The sequence below is a fragment of the Micromonospora sp. NPDC047738 genome, from assembly GCF_040642675.1.
In the GTDB taxonomy this organism is placed as follows: Bacteria; Actinomycetota; Actinomycetes; order Mycobacteriales; family Micromonosporaceae; genus Micromonospora.
The window spans coordinates 179,707-197,120 of sequence record NZ_JBEYSO010000003.1 but is presented as its reverse complement, the minus strand read 5'-3'; the positions used below and the strand labels follow the sequence as shown (position 1 = coordinate 197,120).

The following is a 17,414-nucleotide window of genomic DNA, read 5'->3' as shown; positions in this document are numbered from 1 at the left end:
AGGTGGGCATGCGGGGCGGTCGGGTGGTGGCGGTGTCCGCCGCGTCCGCGCTCGTCCTGGGCGTGTTGTATGTCACCCTCCCCCCGCTGGGCTCGGACCTGTCGGCCCAGGTGGCCCGCGCCGGCTTCTTCGCCGCCCACGGGCCGGAGCTGGTCGACCTGCGCTGGTACGGCGGCGTCCACCCGTGGGGCTACAGCCTCGTCTCGCCGCCGCTGATGGCCCTGCTCGGGGTCCGCCCCACCGGCGCGCTCGCGCTGCTCGCCTCGGCGGCCGCGTTCGCCGCGCTGCTGGTCCGGACCGGGGTGCCCCGGCCCCTGCTGGGCAGCCTGGTCGGGGTGCTCACCATCGCCGGCAACCTGGTCTCCGGCCGGGTGACGTACGCCCTCGGGGTCGCCTTCGGCCTGGCCGCGCTGCTCGCCCTCACCCGGCCGGCCGCGCGGCACCCCCGGTGGGCGCGCGGCGTGCTGGCCGGCCTGGCGGCCCTGCTCGCCTCGGCGGCCAGCCCGGTCGCCGGGCTCTTCGTCGGCCTGGCCGGCGTCGCGCTGCTGCTCACCCGCCGGTACGCCGACGGCCTGCTGCTGGCCGTCCCGGCCGCCGTGCCGCTGGCGGTGACCGGGCTGCTCTTCGGCGAGGGCGGCTGGATGAACATCAGTCGCAGCGACACCCTGCACGCGGTGTTGACCAGCCTGCTGGTGGCCGCGCTGGTGGCGTACCGGCCGGTCCGGGTGGGCGCCCTGCTGTCGGCGGCCGGGGTGCTGGCCGCGGCGGTGCTGCACACCCCGGTCGGGTTGAACGCCACCCGCCTCGTGGTGATGTTCGCCCTGCCCGTGCTGGCGGCCACCGCCGGGCTCCCCCGGTGGCTGGCCGACCGCCTGCCGGGGCGGGTGGCTCGGCGGCGGGTGGCCGGCGGGGTGACGCTGGCCGCGCTGCTCGCGGCCGCCTGCTGGTGGCAGCCGCCCGTGGTCACCGCCGACCTGCGGGGCGCGGGCGACCCGAGCGCCGATCCGGCGTACTTCGCGCCGCTGCGGGCGGAGCTGGCGCGGCGCGGGCTGACCGGCCGGGTCGAGGTGCCGCCGACCCGCGACTACTGGGAGGCGGCCCACCTCGGCGAGGTGCCGCTGGCCCGGGGCTGGCTGCGCCAGGCCGACATCGACCGCAACCCGCTCTTCTTCACCATCGTCCCGGGCGCCGCCGGCACCGGCGTCCCGCTCACCCCGGCGAGCTACCAGGCCTGGCTGGCCGACAACGCGGTGCAGTACGTCGCCATCGCCGACGCCGAACTGTCCTGGGTGGGCCGCCCGGAGGCCGAGATGGTCGAGGCCGGTCTGCCGTACCTCACCCAGGTCTGGTCGGACCAGCACTGGCACCTGTACGCCGTGGCCGACCCCACCCCGCTGGTGGGCGCCCCCGGCGAGCTGGTCCGGCAGGACGCCGCCACGATCACCTTCCGCGTCCCGGGCCCCGGCCGGGTGCCGGTCCGGGTCCGGCACGACCGTTGGCTGACCGTCAGCGGAGGCGCCACGCTCACCGCCGACGGCGAGTGGACGGCGGTGACCGTGCCCCACGCCGGCACCTACACCCTCGGCGGCTGACCCCGGCCTCGCGCGCCGCCGGCTGCGCCTGGCGATGCCCGCCGGCCCGCGTGCCGGCAGGTGGCTCCCCAGCCGCTACGAACTTGATGACGTGAACGACTCACCTCGCTCGCACCGCCCCCGCGACGGCCGCCGCGATCCATCCACGTCATCAAGTTCGTAGGCGCGTGGAGGGTCGGTCTGCCCCGAGTAACGTAGCGACGCCTTTGGCTCGAAAGCGTGCCGCACCTGACCATCGCCTCGCCTACGGCACGGCGGCACGGCCGTCTCCCTCGGCGACCCGCGCCACCGACGGCCCGCAGTCCATGGCGTCAGGCCGGGGTGTCCAGCACCCGCTGCATGGCGGCGCGCGAGCGGCGGCCGACGCGCAGGTACTCGTCGAGGAACTCGCCGGGGTCGTCCCGGCCGAGCAGGCGCACCACCCCGGCCAGCTCCAACCCGTGCCGCGGGAGCTGGTCCCCGGCCCGCCCGCGGACCAGCATCAGCGCGTTGCGGACCTGCGCCGCGAGCGTCCAGCCGGCGGCCAGCTCCGCCGCGTCGTCCGGGTCGACTAGCCCGGCGGCCCGGGCCGCGGCCAGGGCGTCGAGGGTACGGGTGCCGCGCAGCGCGGGCAGCCGGCCGGCGTGCCGGAGCTGAAGCAACTGCACCGCCCACTCGACGTCGGCGAGCCCGCCCCGGCCCAGCTTGGTGTGGGTGGCCGGGTCGGCGCCCCGGGGCAGCCGCTCGGTCTCCACCCGGGCCTTGATCCGGCGGATCTCCACCACCTGCTCGCGGGTCAGCCCGTCGGCCGGGTACCGCACCGGATCGATCATCGCCTCGAACTCGGCGCCGAGGTCGGCGTCGCCGCAGACGAACCGGGCCCGCAGCAGCGCCTGCGCCTCCCACACCTTCGACCAGCGGGCGTAGTACTGGGCGTACGCGGCGAGGCTGCGGACCAGCGGTCCCTGCCGGCCCTCCGGGCGCAGGTCGGCGTCGACGCCGAGCGGCGGGTCGGGAGCCGGCGCGGAGAGCAGCCGGCGCAGCTCCTCGGCGATGGCGTGGGCGGCGGCGCTGGCCGCGCCCTCGTCCACGCCGGGCGGCGGGTCGTAGACGAAGAGGACGTCGGCGTCGGAGAGGTAGTTCGACTCGTACCCGCCGAGCCGGCCCATGCCGACCACGGCGAAACGCAGCCCGGGCGGCGCCGGCTGGGCGGCCCGGGCGGCCCGCAGCGCGGCGGCCAGGGTGGCGTCGGTGACGTCGGCGAGCGCGGTGCCGACCGCGCGGACATCGGCGAGGCTGGACGCGGGGCGTACCCCGGCCTCGGCGGCCCGCGGCGGGCGCGGGGTGAGCGTGCCCGCCCGGCTGAGCAGGTCGGCGCAGGCGAGTCGGAGCAGCTCCCGGCGGCGCAGCGCACGGACCGCCCGCGCGGCCTCGACCGGGTCGTCGTGCCGCCCCGCCGCCGCGGCGAAGCCCTCGCAGAGCACCTCCCGGGGCCGTGGCGTCAGCTCGCTGTCCTCGGCCAGCAGCCGCAGCGCCTCCGGCTCGCGGGCCAGCAGGTCGGCGGCGTACCGGGACAGCGCGAGGACCCGGGCCAGGCGGCGGGCCACCGGCCCCTCGTCGCGCAGCAGCCGCAGGTACCAGGGCGTGCTGCCGAGCTTGTCGGAGACCTGCCGGTAGTTGAGCAGCCCCCGGTCCGGCTCCGGCGCGTCGGCGAACTCGCTGAGCAGCACCGGCAGCAGGGTGCGCTGGATGGCGGCGGTGCGGCTGACCCCACCGGTGAGGGCCTGGAGGTGGCGCAGCGCCCCGGCCGGGTCGGCGAACCCGAGGATCTCCAGTCGGTGCCGGGCCGCCTCCGGGGTCAGCCGTAGCCCGTCGGCCGGCACCCGGGCCACCGACTCCAGCAGCGGTCGGTACAGCAGCTTCGCGTGCAGCCGGCGTACCTCGGTGGCGTGGGTGACCCACTCGGCGCGGAACTCCTCGACGGCGCTGCGGCCCGGCGTGGCCTGGTGGCCGAGGGCGGCGGCCAGCCAGCGCAGCGCGGCGGGCTCGGTAGGCACGGTGTGGGTGCGGCGCAGGTGCTGGAGCTGGAGCCGGTGCTCGACGCCGCGCAGGAAGCGGTAGCCGCGCAGCAGCGCCTCCCCGTCGGCCCGGCCGACGTAGCCGCCGGCGACCAGGGCGCGCAACGCCGGGATGGTGCCCGGCACCCGCAGCGACTCGTCGCCCCGGCCGTGCACGAGCTGGAGCAGCTGGACCGCGAACTCGATGTCGCGCAGCCCGCCCGGCCCCCGCTTGATCTCGCGTTCCAACTCCTTCGGCGGGACGTTCTCGATGATCCGGCGACGCATCGCGCGGACGTCCTCGACCGCCTCGGGGCGTTCCGCCGCGGTCCACACCAGCGGCGCGAGCTGGTCGATCCACTCCCCGGCGAGCGCCAGGTCGCCGGCCGCCGGCCGGGCCTTGAGCAGGGCCTGGAATTCCCAGGTCCGGGCCCAGCGCCGGTAGTAGGCCAGGTGGCTGGCGAGGGTACGCACCAGCGGGCCCCGGTTGCCCTCTGGGCGCAGCGCGGCGTCAACCGGCCAGGCGACCAGCCCGCAGACCTGGATCAGCCGGGTGGCGACCTGGGTGGCGGCGGTCAGGTCGTCGTCCTCGGCCGCCACGAAGATGACGTCCACATCCGAGACGTAGTTCAGCTCGTCGCCGCCGGCCTTGCCCATCGCCACCACGGCCAGCCGGGGCCGGGGCGTCCCGCCCGGCAGCTCGTCGACGGCGATCTGGTAGGCAGCCGCGAGGGTGGCGTCGGCGAGCGCGGAGAGCGCCGCCATCGTCTGCTCCAGGCCGCGTCCGCCGGTCAGGTCGGCGGCCGCGATCCGCAGCAGCGCCAGCCGGTACGCCTGCCGCAGCACCGGCACCGGGCCGGTGGCGGCGGTCAGCCGGGCGGCGGTGGCCAGGTCGAGCCGGCCCTCGGCGGTGGGTGCGAGCCCGTCCGGCTCGGTGGCCAGCACGGTCCACTGCTCCGGATTGGCCACCAGGTGGTCGCCGAGCGCCGACGAGGCCCCCAGCACGGCGGTCAGCCGGCGGCGCAGCCCCGGGTCGGCGTACAGGGCGTCGAGCACAGCCGGCTTGCCGCTGGCCCGCCACTCCGCCTCGACGAGGCGGTGCAGCTGGCGCAGGGCCAGGTCCGGGTCGGCCGCCCGGGAGAGGCCGGCCAGCAGCTCGGCGGCCCGCTCGTCGGTGGGCTCCTGGGTGTCCGGCCGCCACAGTCCCAGGCCGTCCGGGCCGAGCAGGTCGGCCGCCCGCGCCCGGCCGTCGCCCTCGGCGAAGCCGTACCGGGCGAGGCGCCCCCTGGTCGGTCGGGTCATGTCAGTGCCCGAGCAGCGGCAGGCTGCGGCGCGGCGCGCTGTCGTCCAGCTCGCCGAGGGCGAGGGCGGCGAACCGGACGGCGAACGGCTGCCAGACCTCCTCGACGTCGGCCATCACCCGGTCGCAGGCGGCCACCACCAGCTCCGGGTCGTAGCCCAGCTCCGCCAGGAGCGTCGAGTCGCGGGCCCAGTCGGCGATCATCGCGGTGTCGCACTCGATGTGGAACTGCAGCCCCCAGGCCCGGTCGCCGAGCCGGAACGCCTGGTGCGGGTAGCGGGTGGAGGCGGCGAGCAGGGTGGCCCCGTGCGGCAGCTCGGTGATCTCGTCAGAGTGCCACTGGAACACGTCCGGCATCAGCGGCACGTACCGGAAGAGCGGGTCGGTGTCGGCGGCGTCCCGCTTGCCGACCACGGCCGGCCCGACCTCCGGCCCGGACGGGCTCCGCTCGACCTGCCCGGCGTGCGCGGCGGCCAGCAGTTGCGCGCCGAGGCAGACACCGAGGGTGGGTACGCGGTGCCGGACCGCCTTGCGCAGCAGCCCCTCCAGCGCCGGGAACCAGGGCGCGCCGGGGCTGCCGTCGGGCAGCGGGTACGCCTGCTGCTCCCCACCGAGCACCACCAGCGCGGCGTACCCGTCGAGGTCGGCGGGGAGCTCGTCGCCCGCGTGCGGGCGCAGCACCCGCAGGTCGAGGCCCCCCTCAAGGAGCCACTCCCCCAGTCGGCGGAGGTCGTCGGTCGGGTCGTTCTCGATCACCAGCGCGGTCGCCACGACGTCGAGGCTAGCCGGTGCTACCGACCAGGGCCGGCACGGCTCGGCGGGGCGCTCACTAGGCTGCCGTCGTGCCCACCGACGAACACTGCCTGCGCCCGCCGGTCCTGCGTGCCGGCGACACCGTGATGCTGGTGTCGCCCTCCGGCCCGACCCGCCCGGAACGGGTGGCCCGCGGCATCGAACTGCTCACCGGCTGGGGGCTGCGCCCGGTACTGGCACCCAACGCGTACGCCCGGCAGGGCTACCTGGCCGGCGGCGACGAACTGCGGGCCGCCGACCTGAACGCCGCCTTCGCCGACCCGGAGGTACGCGGGGTGATCTGCACCCGGGGCGGCTACGGCGCGCAGCGGGTGGTCGACCTGATCGACATGGCCGCGGTGCGCCGGGACCCGAAGGTGGTGGCCGGCTTCTCCGACATCACCGCGCTGCAGTTCGCGCTCTGGCGGGGCGCCCGGCTGGCCGGCGTGCACGGCCCGGGGGCGGCGTGGCTGGACGACCGCACCCCGCTTCGCTCGGCGGAGTCGCTGCACGCCGCGCTGATGACCACCGGGCCGGTGACCGTCGAGGCGGTGCGGGAGGAGGAGACGTACCCGGTCCGGGTGCCCGGCCGGGCGGAGGGGCGCCTGCTCGGCGGCAACCTCTGCCTGATCACCGCGTCGATCGGCACCCCGGACATGCCGGACCTGACCGGGGCGGTGCTGCTGATCGAGGAGGTGCAGGAGCCGCCGTACAAGGTCGACCGGATGCTCACCCACCTGCGCCGCTGCGGCGCCCTGGCCGGGATCGCCGGGGTCGCGGTCGGCCAGTTCACCGAGTGCGCGGACGGCTGGGACACCACGATCGTCGACGTGCTCGCCGAACGCCTGGGCGACCTCGGCGTGCCCGTCCTCGGCGGCCTCCCGATCGGTCACGGCGTCGGCCAGCTCACCGTCCCCGTCGGCACCCCCGCCATCCTCGACGCCACCGCCGGCACCCTCACGGCCTCCCCCGCCGTCCACTGATCCCCACCCCAGCCCCGGGTCAGGGGGTCAGGTGGGCTACCGCGCCGATCTCCAGCGCGACCCAGACCGTCCCGTCGCGGGTGACCGTGAGGCCGTGAGGTTCCGATCCCGGGGTGGGTAGGTCGTGGGCGGTGATCCGGCCGGCGGCGTCGACGTGGCCGATCCGGTTCGCGCCCCACTCGGTGAACCAGCAGCCGCCGGCCGGGTCGGCGACGATCGCGTGGGGCCGGGCGGCCCGGTCCGGCAGCGGGTGTTCCTCGACCCGGCCGTCGGGGGTGATCCGGCCGAGCTGACCGGCGGCGATCTCGACGAACCAGAGCGCCCCGTCGCCGCCGAGGGTGATGCCCACCGGCCCCGCCGCCTCGGTGGGCAGCCCGTGCAGGGTCACCTCGCCGTCGAGGTCGATCCGGCCGATCGCGTTCGCCTGGTTGAGGGTGAACCAGAGGGCGTCGTCGGGGCCGACGGCCAGCATCGACGGAAAGCCGCCGGTCACCGGCAGCGGAAACGTCGTCACCGACCCGTCGGCGGTGACCCGGCCGATCGTGTCGTTGCCCATGCCCGCGTACCAGAGGGCGTCATCGGGGCCGACGGCGAGGCCGCAGGGGCCGGTCCCCGGCGGCAGCGCCACAGAGCTGACGTCGCCCTCGACGGTGATCCGGCCGAGCCGATGATCGCCGGAGCGGGTATACCAGAGGGCGCCGTCGGGCCCGGTGGTGATGATCAGCGGCCGGCTCTCCGCCGGGTCGGTGCGGTAGGTACGGACCGAGCCGTCCCGCCCGAGCCGAGCCACCCCGCCCGTCCCGGCCAGCGTCAGCCAGAGCGCGCCATCCGGGCCGGTCGTGATCGCGTACGGCCCGGAGCCCGGGCCGGTGAGGGCGATTTCGCGGATTGCGGGGCTGGTCATGCGGGTCACCTCTCGTCGCGGACCGGCCTACCCTTCCGGCCTCACCGTGCCCCTCGCAACCGGTTTGCCCGCACTTCGAAACCGGATTTTCAGCGCGTTGACAGGCTCACCATGGGTTCCCCCCAGCTCCGCCCGTCACTCTCGGTCACGTCAACGCACCACCACCGAACTGGAGAACCGCATGATCCGCAAGATGTCGAGGAAGCACGTACTGGCCGGCCTGGCCGCCGCCGGGGTGCTCGGCGTCGGGATCGCCGCCCCCACGGTGGCGCTCGCCGACGACAAGAGCCCGAGCCCGAGCGCCAGCGCCAACGCCGATCAGGGCACCGACCGCAAGCAGCAGCGGGCCGACCGGCAGGCCGAGTTCGCCGACGCCCTCGCCAAGGAACTGGGCGTGTCGACCGACAAGGTCACCGCGGCGCTGGAGAAGATCCGCGAGCAGCACCAGGGCGACCGCCCGGAGCGGCCGTCGACCGAGGACCGACAGGCGTGGCAGCAGGAGCGACAGGCGCAGCTGAAGGAGCGGCTGGACCAGGCCGTCAAGGACGGCAAGCTCACCCAGGAGCAGGCCGACGCGGTGCTGAAGGCGGTCGAGGCCGGTGTCTTCCCGGGCCCGGGCGGCGGCGGCCACCGCGGCGGCTGGGGTAACGGCCGCTAAGGCCCGTCACGCTGACCGACTGCACCTCGCCGATGTGGCGGCATCCCGGTCCGGGGATGCCGCCACATCGCCGATCCCGCGCCACCCCGGCCCGATCACCCGGCAGGTGGGGTGAACACGCCGAGGTGGTTCCCGGAGGGGTCGAGCAGGTGCGCGAGGGTCAGCCCGCTCGGCGCGGTCCGCAGCGGCACCACCACCTTCCCGCCGGCCGCCTCGGCCCGGCGGCAGGTCTCCGCCACGTCCGCCACCTCGGCGTAGAAGATCGCGTAGTTCGGCGAGTCGCCGCCCGTGCCCCGGATCGCGCCGCCGATTCCCTGCTCCCCGCCGGCCGTCGTCACCCGGTACGACGCGCCCGGCGCCCCCTGCTCGTCGAAGGTCCAGCCGAACAGGTCCGTGTAGAAGCGCTGGACCTCGTCGGGGCGGTCGGAACCGATCTCGAACCAGGTGATGGGCGTGCTGGACATGCTGCCTCCCGTCGTCGTGCCGGCCCGTCGGCCGGCGTCGTCAGGAAGCAGCCTCACCCCCGTCCGCGACAGCGTCCTGTCGGTGTTTTCCGGTCTCACACCAGACTGAGCGGGCGGACCCGCTCGTGCGGGATGTCGAGGTCGCCGGGGTGCAACTCCCGGGTCACCGGCTCCGCCAGCGGGTGCACCGAGACGATCCGGTCGGTGCGGAAGCAGCGCAACCCGTCGCGCAGCCGGCACCAGGCGACCAGGTACCAGTGCCGGGGGCTGCCGAGGTAGCCCAGCGGCTCCACGTCGCGCACCGAGTCCGCACCGGCGCGGTCCGCGTACCGGAGGCGGAGCACGCGGCGGGCGGTGACCGCGTCGGCGACGGAGGCCGGGACGGGGGTGGCCGGCCCGTCGCCGATCAGATGCACCCGGCCGGCCAGCCGGTGCGCCTCGGCGGCGTCGGCGGGCGGCATCACCGCGACCAGCTTGCGCAGCGCCGCGCCGGCGGCCGGGGCGAACGGCGTGCCGGCCAGCCGGTGCAGCGCGACGGCCATCGCGACCGCCTCGCCCGGGGTCAGGTTGACCGGCGGCAGGGTGCGCGCCCGGTCCACCACGTAGCCGCCGGTGCGGCCGGGCTCGGCCCAGATCGGCACCCCGGCGCCCTGCAGCGCGGCGATGTCCCGCTCGATGGTCCGGGCGCTGACCTCGAAGCGCCGGGCCAGCCAGCTGGCGCTGCGCGGGCGCGGCGACACCGCCCGCAACTCCTCCACCAACGCGTAGAGACGGTCGGTCCGGTTCACCCCGCGAAGCTATGCCCGGGGTACGACACCGTCAGAGCGACAGGTAGCGCTGCCGCTCGTACGGGGTGACCTCGCGGCGGTACTGCTCCCACTCGGCCCGCTTGTTGCGCAGGAAGAAGTCGAAGACGTGCTCGCCGAGCACCTCGGCGACCAGCTCCGAACCGGCCATCACGTCGATCGCCTCGGCGAGGTTCTCCGGCAGCGCCTCGTAGCCCATGGCGCGGCGCTCGGCGCTGCTCAGCGACCAGACGTCGTCCTCCGCGCCCGGGGGCAGCTCGTAGCCCTCCTCGATCCCCTTGAGACCGGCGCCGAGCATCACCGCGAACGCCAGGTACGGGTTGGCCGCCGAGTCCAGCGAGCGCACCTCCACCCGGGCCGAGTTCGGCTTGCCGTACGCGGGCACCCGGACCAGCGCGGACCGGTTCAGGTGACCCCAGCAGACGTACGCCGGGCTCTCGGTGATCCGGTCCGGCAGCGCCTGCGGGAAGAGCCGCTTGTAGGAGTTGACCCACTGGTTGGTCACCGCGGTGTATTCCCGGGCGTGGGTGAGCAGCCCGGCGATGAACGACTTGGCCACCTTGGAGAGCTTCATCGGGTCGCCGGCGTCGTGGAACGCGTTGCGCTCCCCCTCGAACAGCGACAGGTGGGTGTGCATGCCGCTGCCCGGCTGGTCGGTGAACGGCTTCGGCATGAAGCTGGCCTGCACGCCGGTGGAGAGCGCCACCTCCTTCACCACGTGCCGGAAGGTCATGATGTTGTCGGCGGTGGTCAGCGCGTCGGCGTAGCGCAGGTCGATCTCCTGCTGGCCGGGGGCCACCTCATGGTGGCTGAACTCCACCGAGATGCCGATCCGCTCCAGCGCCAGCACGGCCTGCCGGCGGAAGTCCCGGGCCACCGCGTGGGTGGTGTGCTCGAAGTAGCCGCCGGTGTCCACCGGGGTCGGCACCGAGCCGTCGTTGGCGCCGTCCTCCAGCAGGAAGAACTCGATCTCCGGGTGGGTGTAGAAGGTGAAGCCCTTCTCGGCGGCCCGGGAGAGCGCCCGGCGCAGCACGTGCCGCGGGTCGGCCCAGGACGGGCTGCCGTCGGGGAGCAGGATGTCGCAGAACATCCGGGCGCTCTCGCCGCTCACCCCGCCCTCGAAGGGGAAGACCTGGAAGGTGGTCGGGTCGGGCATGGCGACCATGTCGGACTCGAAGACCCGGGCGAAGCCCTCGATGGCCGAGCCGTCGAATCCGATGCCTTCGTCGAAGGCCGCCTCCAGCTCCGCCGGGGCCACTGACACGCTCTTGAGCGTGCCGAGCACGTCGGTGAACCACAGCCGGACGAACCGGATGTCCCGCTCTTCCAGCGTACGGAGGACGAACTCCTGCTGACGGTCCACTTCCACCCCTCGTGACACGTACGTCCGGCGCCGGTCCGGCCGGCCCGACCCTGACCGCCCAGTCTCCACCGGCCTGGTTACGCCGACGTTACGCGACCACCCCGGGGCTGTCCCGCCGTGTCCCGTCGCCGTCGGCGGGGGTGGGAGCGTGGCCGGCGTCTCCCGCGTCCGGCCGGGTTGGGCCCGCCCCGCTGGGGCAAGATGAGGGACATGCCCACCTTGCGTCTCGCCCTGTGTCAGGTCAATCCGACCGTCGGCGACCTCGCCGGCAACGCCGACCTGATCCGCGCCTGGACCCGCAAGGCCGCCGACGCCGGCGCCCAGCTCACGCTCTTCCCGGAGCTGATGCTGACCGGCTACCCGGTCGAGGACCTCGTCTTCCGCCGCTCCTTCGTCGCCGCTTCCCAGGCCGCACTGCGGCAGCTCTCCGCCGACCTGGCCGCCGACGGGCTCGGCGACCTGCCGGTCGTGGTCGGCTACCTGGACGCGGACGGCCCGCCCCAGGTCAGCGGCGACGCCCAGCCGGGCCGGGGCGCCCGCAACGCCTCCGCGCTGCTGCACCGGGGCGCGATCGTGGCCACGTACTTCAAGCACCACCTGCCCAACTACGGCGTCTTCGACGAGGACCGGTACTTCGTCCCGGGCAACACGCTCGAGGTGGTCCGGATCGGCGGGGTGGACGTCGGGCTGACCATCTGCGAGGACCTCTGGCAGGCCGGTGGCCCGTTCGCGGTGGCCCGGCAGGCCGGCGTCGGGCTGGTGGTCAACATCAACGGCTCGCCGTACGAGCTGAACAAGGACGACGTCCGGCTGCCGCTGGTCCGCCGCCGGGCCGCCGAGGCCGGCGCCACCGTCGCGTACGTGAACATGGTCGGCGGCCAGGACGAGCTGGTCTACGACGGCGACTCGATGATCGTCGGCGCGGACGGCACGCTGCTCGCCCGGGCGCCGCAGTTCGTCGAGCACCTGCTGGTGCACGACGTGGATCTGGCGGCGGCGCAGGAGCCGGTCGGCGGCGACCAGCAACTCGGCGGGATGCGGGTGGTCCACACCAGGGTCAGCGACAGCCTCCCGCCGGCCGCCAGCGGCGAGGCCGCGGTCGGCGGGATCATCGAGCCGGTCGCCGACGAGGCCGAGGTGTGGCAGGCGCTGGTGCTGGGCCTGCGCGACTACGTCAACAAGAACCGGTTCCCGTCGGTGGTGCTGGGCCTCTCCGGCGGGATCGACTCGGCGGTGTCGGCCGCCATCGCGGTGGACGCGCTCGGGCCGGACCGGGTGGTCGGCGTCTCGCTGCCCAGCCAGCACTCCTCCGAGCACTCCCGGGCCGACGCGGAGGACCTGGCCAAGCGGACCGGCCTGGACTACCGGATCGAGCCGATCCAGCCCATGGTGGACGCTTTCCTGGCCAACATGTCGCTCTCCGGGGTGGCCGTGGAGAACCTCCAGGCCCGGGTCCGCGGGGTGGTCCTCATGGCGCTGTCGAACCAGGAGGGCCATCTGGTCCTCACCACCGGCAACAAGAGCGAGCTGGCGGTCGGCTACTCCACCCTCTACGGCGACTCGGTGGGCGGCTACAACCCGGTCAAGGACGTCTGGAAGACGCTGATCTGGCGGCTGGCGAGGTGGCGCAACGCGGACGCCGAGCGCCGGGGCGAGACCCCGCCGATCCCGGAGAGCTCGATCGGCAAGCCCCCGTCGGCCGAGCTGAGCCCCGGCCAGCTGGACAGCGACACCCTGCCCGACTACGACGTGCTCGACCCGATCCTGATCGGCTATGTCGACGGCGACCTGGGCCGGGACGGGCTGATCGCGTCGGGCCACAATCCCGCGGTGGTGGACAAGGTGCTGCGGATGGTGGATACCGCCGAGTACAAGCGCCGGCAGTCCGCGCCCGGCACGAAGATCTCGCACAAGGCGTTCGGGCGGGACCGCCGGCTGCCGATCACGAACCGCTGGCGCGAGCACGGCTGAGCGGGCCCGCCCGCCGGGCTGCCGACTTCCCTCCCGAGGGGGCTGAGCCTGCCCGGTACGTCGGGCCGGGAAGTGACATCCTCCACTCCGCCCTGCCGCCGCCCGGTCGTCCGGTGCGACGATCGCGGCAGAGCCCGGGGACCGCGAACGCGGCCTCGAGGAAGGAGAGAGTCATGGTGGAGTCCACCCCGGCCGAGGTGACCGCCCTGTACGGCGGGCCGGCCACCCGGCGGGTCCGTACCCGCGACCTGATCGCCGCCAAGGAGCGCGGCGAGCGGTGGGCGATGCTCACCTCGTACGACCAGTACACCGCCTCGATCTTCGACCAGGCGGGGATTCCGGTGCTGCTGGTCGGCGACTCGGCGGCGAACAACGTCTTCGGCTACGAGACCACCCTGCCGGTGACCGCAGAGGAGCTGCTGCCCCTGGTCCGGGCGGTGGTCCGGGCGACGAAGCACTCGCTCATCGTCGGCGACCTGCCCTTCGGCTCGTACGAGGAGGGGCCGACGCAGGCGCTGCGGACCGCGGTGCGGTTCATGAAGGAGGGCGGCTGCCACGCGGTGAAGCTGGAGGGCGGTCGGCGCTGCGCCGCGCAGATCGAGGCGATCGTCGGCGCCGGCATCCCGGTGATGGCGCACATCGGCTTCACCCCGCAGAGCGAGCACACGCTGGGCGGCTACCGGGTGCAGGGCCGCGGCGACACCGCCGAGGAGGTGATCGCCGACGCCCGGGCGGTCGCCGAGGCGGGCGCGTTCGCGGTGGTGCTGGAGATGGTGCCGGGTGAGGTGGCCAAGCGGATCACCGCCGAGCTGCGGATCCCGACCGTGGGCATCGGTGCCGGCCCGGACACCGACGCACAGGTGCTGGTCTGGCAGGACATGGCCGGGCTGCGTACCGGCAAGGCGCCGCGTTTCGTCAAGCGCTACGCCGACCTGGCCGGTGCGCTGACCGACGCCACCCGGCGGTACGCCGATGAGGTACGCGACGGGCAGTTCCCCGCCGCCGAGCACACCTTCTGAGCAGGTCGGGCGGTGCGGCTTCCGGGCCGCACCGCCCGCACTGCCCGGTACGGCGGCCGCGGTTCAGAGGTCGGTGACCCGGATGCCGGCGTGCGCCTTGTAGCGCTTGTTGATCGCGATCAGGTTCGCGGTGAACGCCTCGATCTGGTGGGCGTTGCGCAGCCGGCCGGCGTAGATGCCCCGCATGCCGGGGATCCGGGCGGCGAGCGCGGCGACGACCCCGACCAGCTCGCGGTCCTCGGTGCAGATCAGCACGTCCAGGTCGATCCGGTCGATCTCCGGGTCGGCCAGCAGCGGCGCGCTGACATGGTTGAACGCGGCGCAGACTCGGGACTCGGGCAGCAGCCGGGCGGCCTGCTGCACGGCGCTGCCCTCCTCGACGGCGAGGGCGTACGGGCCCTGCTTGTCGAAGCCGAGCGGGTTGACACAGTCGATCACGATCTTGTCGACGAGGGCACCAGCCAGAGCGGCGACGATGGCGGCGTGCCCGTCCCACGGCACCGCGATGATCACCACGTCGCTGCGGCGGGCCACCTCGTCGTTGTCCGCGCCGGACACCACGCCGTCGGCCGGTACGCCGGGCAGGGCGGCGATCTCGGCGGCGGCCTGCGCCGCCCGGTCGGCGGAGCGGGACCCGATCAGGACGGTCTGCCCGGCCCGCGCGAACCGGTAGGCGAGACCCCGCCCCTGGTCGCCGGTGCCACCGATGATGCCGACGGTCAGCCCGGAGACATCGGGCAGCGTGCTCGCGTCGTATGCCATGCGATCATCCTCGCAAACCGTGCCAGCGGGCAGCACCGTACACGGCTGTGACAATCCCCGCTGGCCCGGCCGAGTCGGTGGGTCAGGCGCGTTCGAAGAGGACCTTGCGGTGGGTGGGGTCGGCGCTGACCAGGCGGACCGGGACGCGCTCGCCGAGCGGCAGTTGGCCGACGCAGCGGGCGCGGACCGGCGGCTCGTCCAGCGCCACCGTGCCGCCGGGCGGTCGACCGGGCCGGCCGTTGCCGGCCTGCCGGGGCGGGTCGGTGGCCGGCCGGGGCTCGTCCACGTCCAGCACCGCCGCCTCGAAGGTCTCCCCCACCCGGTGCTCCAGCAGCACCGCCTCGGCCAGCTCGATCGCGCCCCGGGTGGCCGCCGATGCCACCCGGTCGGTGGTCGCCATCACCTCGGGCAGCTTCGGCAGCGCGGCGCGGGCCCAGTCGGGCACCTCCCGGCCCTCGTGCAGGGCCAGGCAGACCTCGGTCGCGTACCGGTCGGCGAGCCGGCGCAGCGGCGCCGTGACGTGGGCGTACGCGGCGGCCACCCCGCCGTGCGCCGGCTGCTCGGGCAACTCCCCGGCGAAGGCGGTGTACGCGGCCCCGCGCATCAGCTCGGCCGCCTGGTCGATGAAGGCGGCCGCCCGGGGTTGGGAGGCGTCCAGTCCGGCGAGCACCTCGCCCACCGACATCCCCGCCGGCCAGCGGACGCCCAGCGGGCCGGCGGCCAGCCGCAGCCGGTCGACCGCCTCCGGCTTCGGCGCGGGCATCGTCCGCAGCAGTCCGATCCGGCCGGCGAGCATGATGTCGGCGGCGGCCATCCCGGTCAGCAGCGAGATCTGCGCGTTGTGGTCCTCCATCGGGCCGGGCCCGCGCAGCACCAGCCGCCAGCCGTCGCCGTCCGGCTCGACGTCCTGCTCGGGCAGGGGCAGGTTGACCGCGCCCCGGCGCAGCCCACGGGCGGTGAGCAGGGCACCGATCTCGGGCAGCAGGGCGATCGGCTCGGGCAGCCGGCCGGCGTCGGCGGCGAGCTGCACGCCGACGTAGTCGAGCTTGGCCCGGCTGCGGACCCGGGCGCGTTCCACCACCACGCCGACCATGCCGCCGTCAGCGTCGAGGTCGATGGTCCAGAGCACCGCCGCCCGGTCGGCGTCGGGCAGCAGGCTGGCCGCCCCCTCGCTGAGGGTGTGCGGGTGCAGCGGCACGTTGCCGTCGGGCAGGTAGACGGTCTGCCCGCGGCGCCAGGTCTCCGCCTCCAGCGCGCCACCGGGGCGTACGTGGGTGGCCACGTCGGCGATGGCGTACCGGACCCGGAAACCGCCACCGGGGCGGCGGGCGAGGTGCATCGCCTGGTCGAGGTCGCGCGAGGTCGCCGGGTCGACCGTCACGAACGGGATGTCGGTCCGGTCGGCGACGGCCGGCAGCGGCGCAGCGGCCGCCTCGTCGGCCTCGCGCTGCGCCGCGGCCGGGAAGCCCTCGGGCAGTCCCAGCTCACGGCGCAGCGCGCCGAAGTCGATGCGGGGCGCGAGTACGCGTCGGATCACCACGCGGTCAATCCTGACAGTGCGGCGGGTGATCCGCCCACCGACCGAGGCGCCAGCAATGGCTTCTGGTCCCGGCGCGGCGTCAGACCGGCCCTCATCCGGTCCGGAGCGCCGCCGCCCGGCGGCGCGGAGGCCGAATTGTGGCCGCCAGCCGAACTGGCGTTGCCGGAGACCGACGGCGCCGCGACGTCAGGCGGTGGCCTTCCGCGCGGGCGCCTTGCGGGCGGTGGTCTTCCGGGCGGCCGTGGTCTTCTTGGCCGGCGCCTTCTTCGCCGCCACGGTCTTCTTCGCCGTGGTGGCCTTCTTCGCGGGCGCCTTCTTCACCGCGGTCTTGCCTGCGGCGGGACGGGTGGCCGTGGTCTTCTTCGCCGGAGCCTTCTTCGCCGCGGTGACCTTCTTGGCGGCCGCCGTCTTCTTCGGCGCGGCGCCGGCCTTCCGGGCCGTGGTCGCGGTGACCTTGCGGGCGGTGGTCTTCTTCGCGGCCGTGGTCTTCTTCGCCGGCGCCCGCTTCGCCGCCACGGCCTTCTTCGCGGGCGCCTTCTTCGCCGGAGCCCGCTTCGCCGCGGTGGCCTTCTTCGCGGCCACCGTCTTCTTCGCCGTGGTGGCCTTCTTCGCGGGCGCCTTCTTGGCGGTGGTCCTGGTGGCCGGCGCCTTCTTCGCGGGTGCCTTCCGCGCCGCCGACACGGCCTTCCTGGCGGCCGCCTTCTTCGCGACCGCCTTCTTCGCCGGCACCCGGCCGGCGCCCGCACCCGAGGCGTTGGCGGACGCCTTGGTGACCGTCGCCGTCCTGGCCGTGGCCGTGCCCACGGTACGCCTGGCTGCGGTGGTCTTCTTCGCGCTCGTACGTCTGGCGGCCGGGCGGGTGGTGGCCTGCTGTGCTTCGGCCATCTCGGTTCCCTCCTTGGGGACGTGCTCTCGCCCTCGCGGAGCACGGATCACCTCGACGCGGGCCGTCCCGCGCCGTCTAGCTGCCCTCCCCGGCCCAACGGGCGTCCTCGGCGTCCCACGCTTCGTTCCGCTCCCGCACCGTCTGCAGGGCGTTCTCCGCGTCGGCGGCTGAGGCGTACGGTCCGAGAACGTGCTTCGCGGGGCACACGTCGGCATCGGTCTCGACCCGGTGGTGTCGCGTGCACCAGTAGTAGTGCCCACCACTTCCGTCGTCGCTCATGCGATCACTGTGCACCGCGAAGTGCCCGGCCGCCACCGGAACGCCGCAAATAGTCCTGA

At 74.9% G+C, this 17,414-nt stretch carries 15 protein-coding genes; 5 read left to right on the top strand and 10 right to left on the bottom strand.

Annotated elements, in window-relative coordinates; translation table 11 throughout:
• Positions 1-8: 8 nt before the first annotated feature.
• Positions 9-1,592 carry a hypothetical protein gene (locus tag ABZ783_RS07010; RefSeq protein ID WP_357434945.1) on the top strand — a complete coding sequence of 528 codons (1,584 nt, stop codon included), beginning with the start codon at positions 9-11 and terminating at the stop codon, positions 1,590-1,592.
• Between the two features lie 311 nt (positions 1,593-1,903).
• Here ABZ783_RS07010 and ABZ783_RS07005 read toward each other — a convergent pair whose 3' ends face one another.
• Both ABZ783_RS07005 and ABZ783_RS07000 read right to left on the bottom strand, forming a co-directional pair.
• Positions 1,904-4,930, bottom strand: coding sequence for a bifunctional [glutamine synthetase] adenylyltransferase/[glutamine synthetase]-adenylyl-L-tyrosine phosphorylase (locus tag ABZ783_RS07005; RefSeq protein ID WP_357434944.1), 3,027 nt, complete (start codon positions 4,928-4,930; stop codon positions 1,904-1,906).
• Between the two features lies 1 nt (position 4,931).
• The gene (locus ABZ783_RS07000) at positions 4,932-5,699 is read right to left on the bottom strand and encodes a type 1 glutamine amidotransferase (RefSeq protein ID WP_357434943.1); all 768 of its coding nucleotides are present in this window, start codon (positions 5,697-5,699) and stop codon (positions 4,932-4,934) included.
• A 71-nt stretch (positions 5,700-5,770) separates the two neighbouring features.
• On the opposite strand from ABZ783_RS07000, the gene ABZ783_RS06995 reads away from it, so the two are divergent.
• Positions 5,771-6,703 carry an LD-carboxypeptidase gene (locus ABZ783_RS06995; protein ID WP_357434942.1) on the top strand — a complete coding sequence of 311 codons (933 nt, stop codon included), beginning with the start codon at positions 5,771-5,773 and terminating at the stop codon, positions 6,701-6,703.
• A 19-nt stretch (positions 6,704-6,722) separates the two neighbouring features.
• On the opposite strand, the gene ABZ783_RS06990 is transcribed toward ABZ783_RS06995, so the two are convergent.
• Complete coding sequence (locus ABZ783_RS06990) at positions 6,723-7,607, bottom strand: virginiamycin B lyase (RefSeq protein WP_357434941.1); 885 nt, start codon at positions 7,605-7,607, stop codon at positions 6,723-6,725.
• 181 nt (positions 7,608-7,788) lie between these two features.
• On the opposite strand from ABZ783_RS06990, the gene ABZ783_RS06985 reads away from it, so the two are divergent.
• Positions 7,789-8,265, top strand: a complete 477-nt coding sequence (locus ABZ783_RS06985) for a hypothetical protein (RefSeq protein WP_357434940.1) — start codon at positions 7,789-7,791, stop codon at positions 8,263-8,265.
• Positions 8,266-8,360: 95 nt separating this feature from the next.
• Here ABZ783_RS06985 and ABZ783_RS06980 read toward each other — a convergent pair whose 3' ends face one another.
• From ABZ783_RS06980 to glnA, 3 genes are all read right to left on the bottom strand, one after another.
• Positions 8,361-8,729, bottom strand: a complete 369-nt coding sequence (locus ABZ783_RS06980) for a VOC family protein (RefSeq protein ID WP_357434939.1) — start codon at positions 8,727-8,729, stop codon at positions 8,361-8,363.
• A 95-nt stretch (positions 8,730-8,824) separates the two neighbouring features.
• A complete protein-coding gene (locus tag ABZ783_RS06975) occupies positions 8,825-9,517 on the bottom strand; it encodes a YafY family protein (RefSeq protein WP_357434938.1) in 693 nt (230 codons plus the stop codon).
• 31 nt (positions 9,518-9,548) lie between these two features.
• Positions 9,549-10,898, bottom strand: coding sequence for a type I glutamate--ammonia ligase (glnA, locus tag ABZ783_RS06970; protein ID WP_357434937.1), 1,350 nt, complete (start codon positions 10,896-10,898; stop codon positions 9,549-9,551).
• Between the two features lie 210 nt (positions 10,899-11,108).
• Between glnA and ABZ783_RS06965 the strand changes: the two genes are divergently transcribed.
• Together ABZ783_RS06965 and panB are read left to right on the top strand one after the other, a co-directional pair.
• Complete coding sequence (locus ABZ783_RS06965; RefSeq protein ID WP_357434936.1) at positions 11,109-12,869, top strand: NAD+ synthase; 1,761 nt, start codon at positions 11,109-11,111, stop codon at positions 12,867-12,869.
• Between the two features lie 173 nt (positions 12,870-13,042).
• Positions 13,043-13,888 carry a 3-methyl-2-oxobutanoate hydroxymethyltransferase gene (panB, locus tag ABZ783_RS06960; protein ID WP_073833697.1) on the top strand — a complete coding sequence of 282 codons (846 nt, stop codon included), beginning with the start codon at positions 13,043-13,045 and terminating at the stop codon, positions 13,886-13,888.
• A gap of 63 nt (positions 13,889-13,951) precedes the next feature.
• Here panB and npdG read toward each other — a convergent pair whose 3' ends face one another.
• From npdG to ABZ783_RS06940, 4 genes are all read right to left on the bottom strand, one after another.
• On the bottom strand, positions 13,952-14,650 hold the full coding sequence (gene npdG, locus ABZ783_RS06955; RefSeq protein ID WP_357434935.1) for an NADPH-dependent F420 reductase: 699 nt from the start codon (positions 14,648-14,650) through the stop codon (positions 13,952-13,954).
• 82 nt (positions 14,651-14,732) lie between these two features.
• Complete coding sequence (locus ABZ783_RS06950; protein ID WP_357434934.1) at positions 14,733-16,190, bottom strand: RNB domain-containing ribonuclease; 1,458 nt, start codon at positions 16,188-16,190, stop codon at positions 14,733-14,735.
• A gap of 186 nt (positions 16,191-16,376) precedes the next feature.
• Positions 16,377-17,075: a histone gene (locus tag ABZ783_RS06945; RefSeq protein WP_357434933.1), complete on the bottom strand. Its 699-nt coding sequence runs from the start codon at positions 17,073-17,075 to the stop codon at positions 16,377-16,379.
• A 76-nt stretch (positions 17,076-17,151) separates the two neighbouring features.
• Positions 17,152-17,355 carry a hypothetical protein gene (locus ABZ783_RS06940; protein ID WP_073833768.1) on the bottom strand — a complete coding sequence of 68 codons (204 nt, stop codon included), beginning with the start codon at positions 17,353-17,355 and terminating at the stop codon, positions 17,152-17,154.
• Between the last annotated feature and the right edge of the window lie 59 nt (positions 17,356-17,414).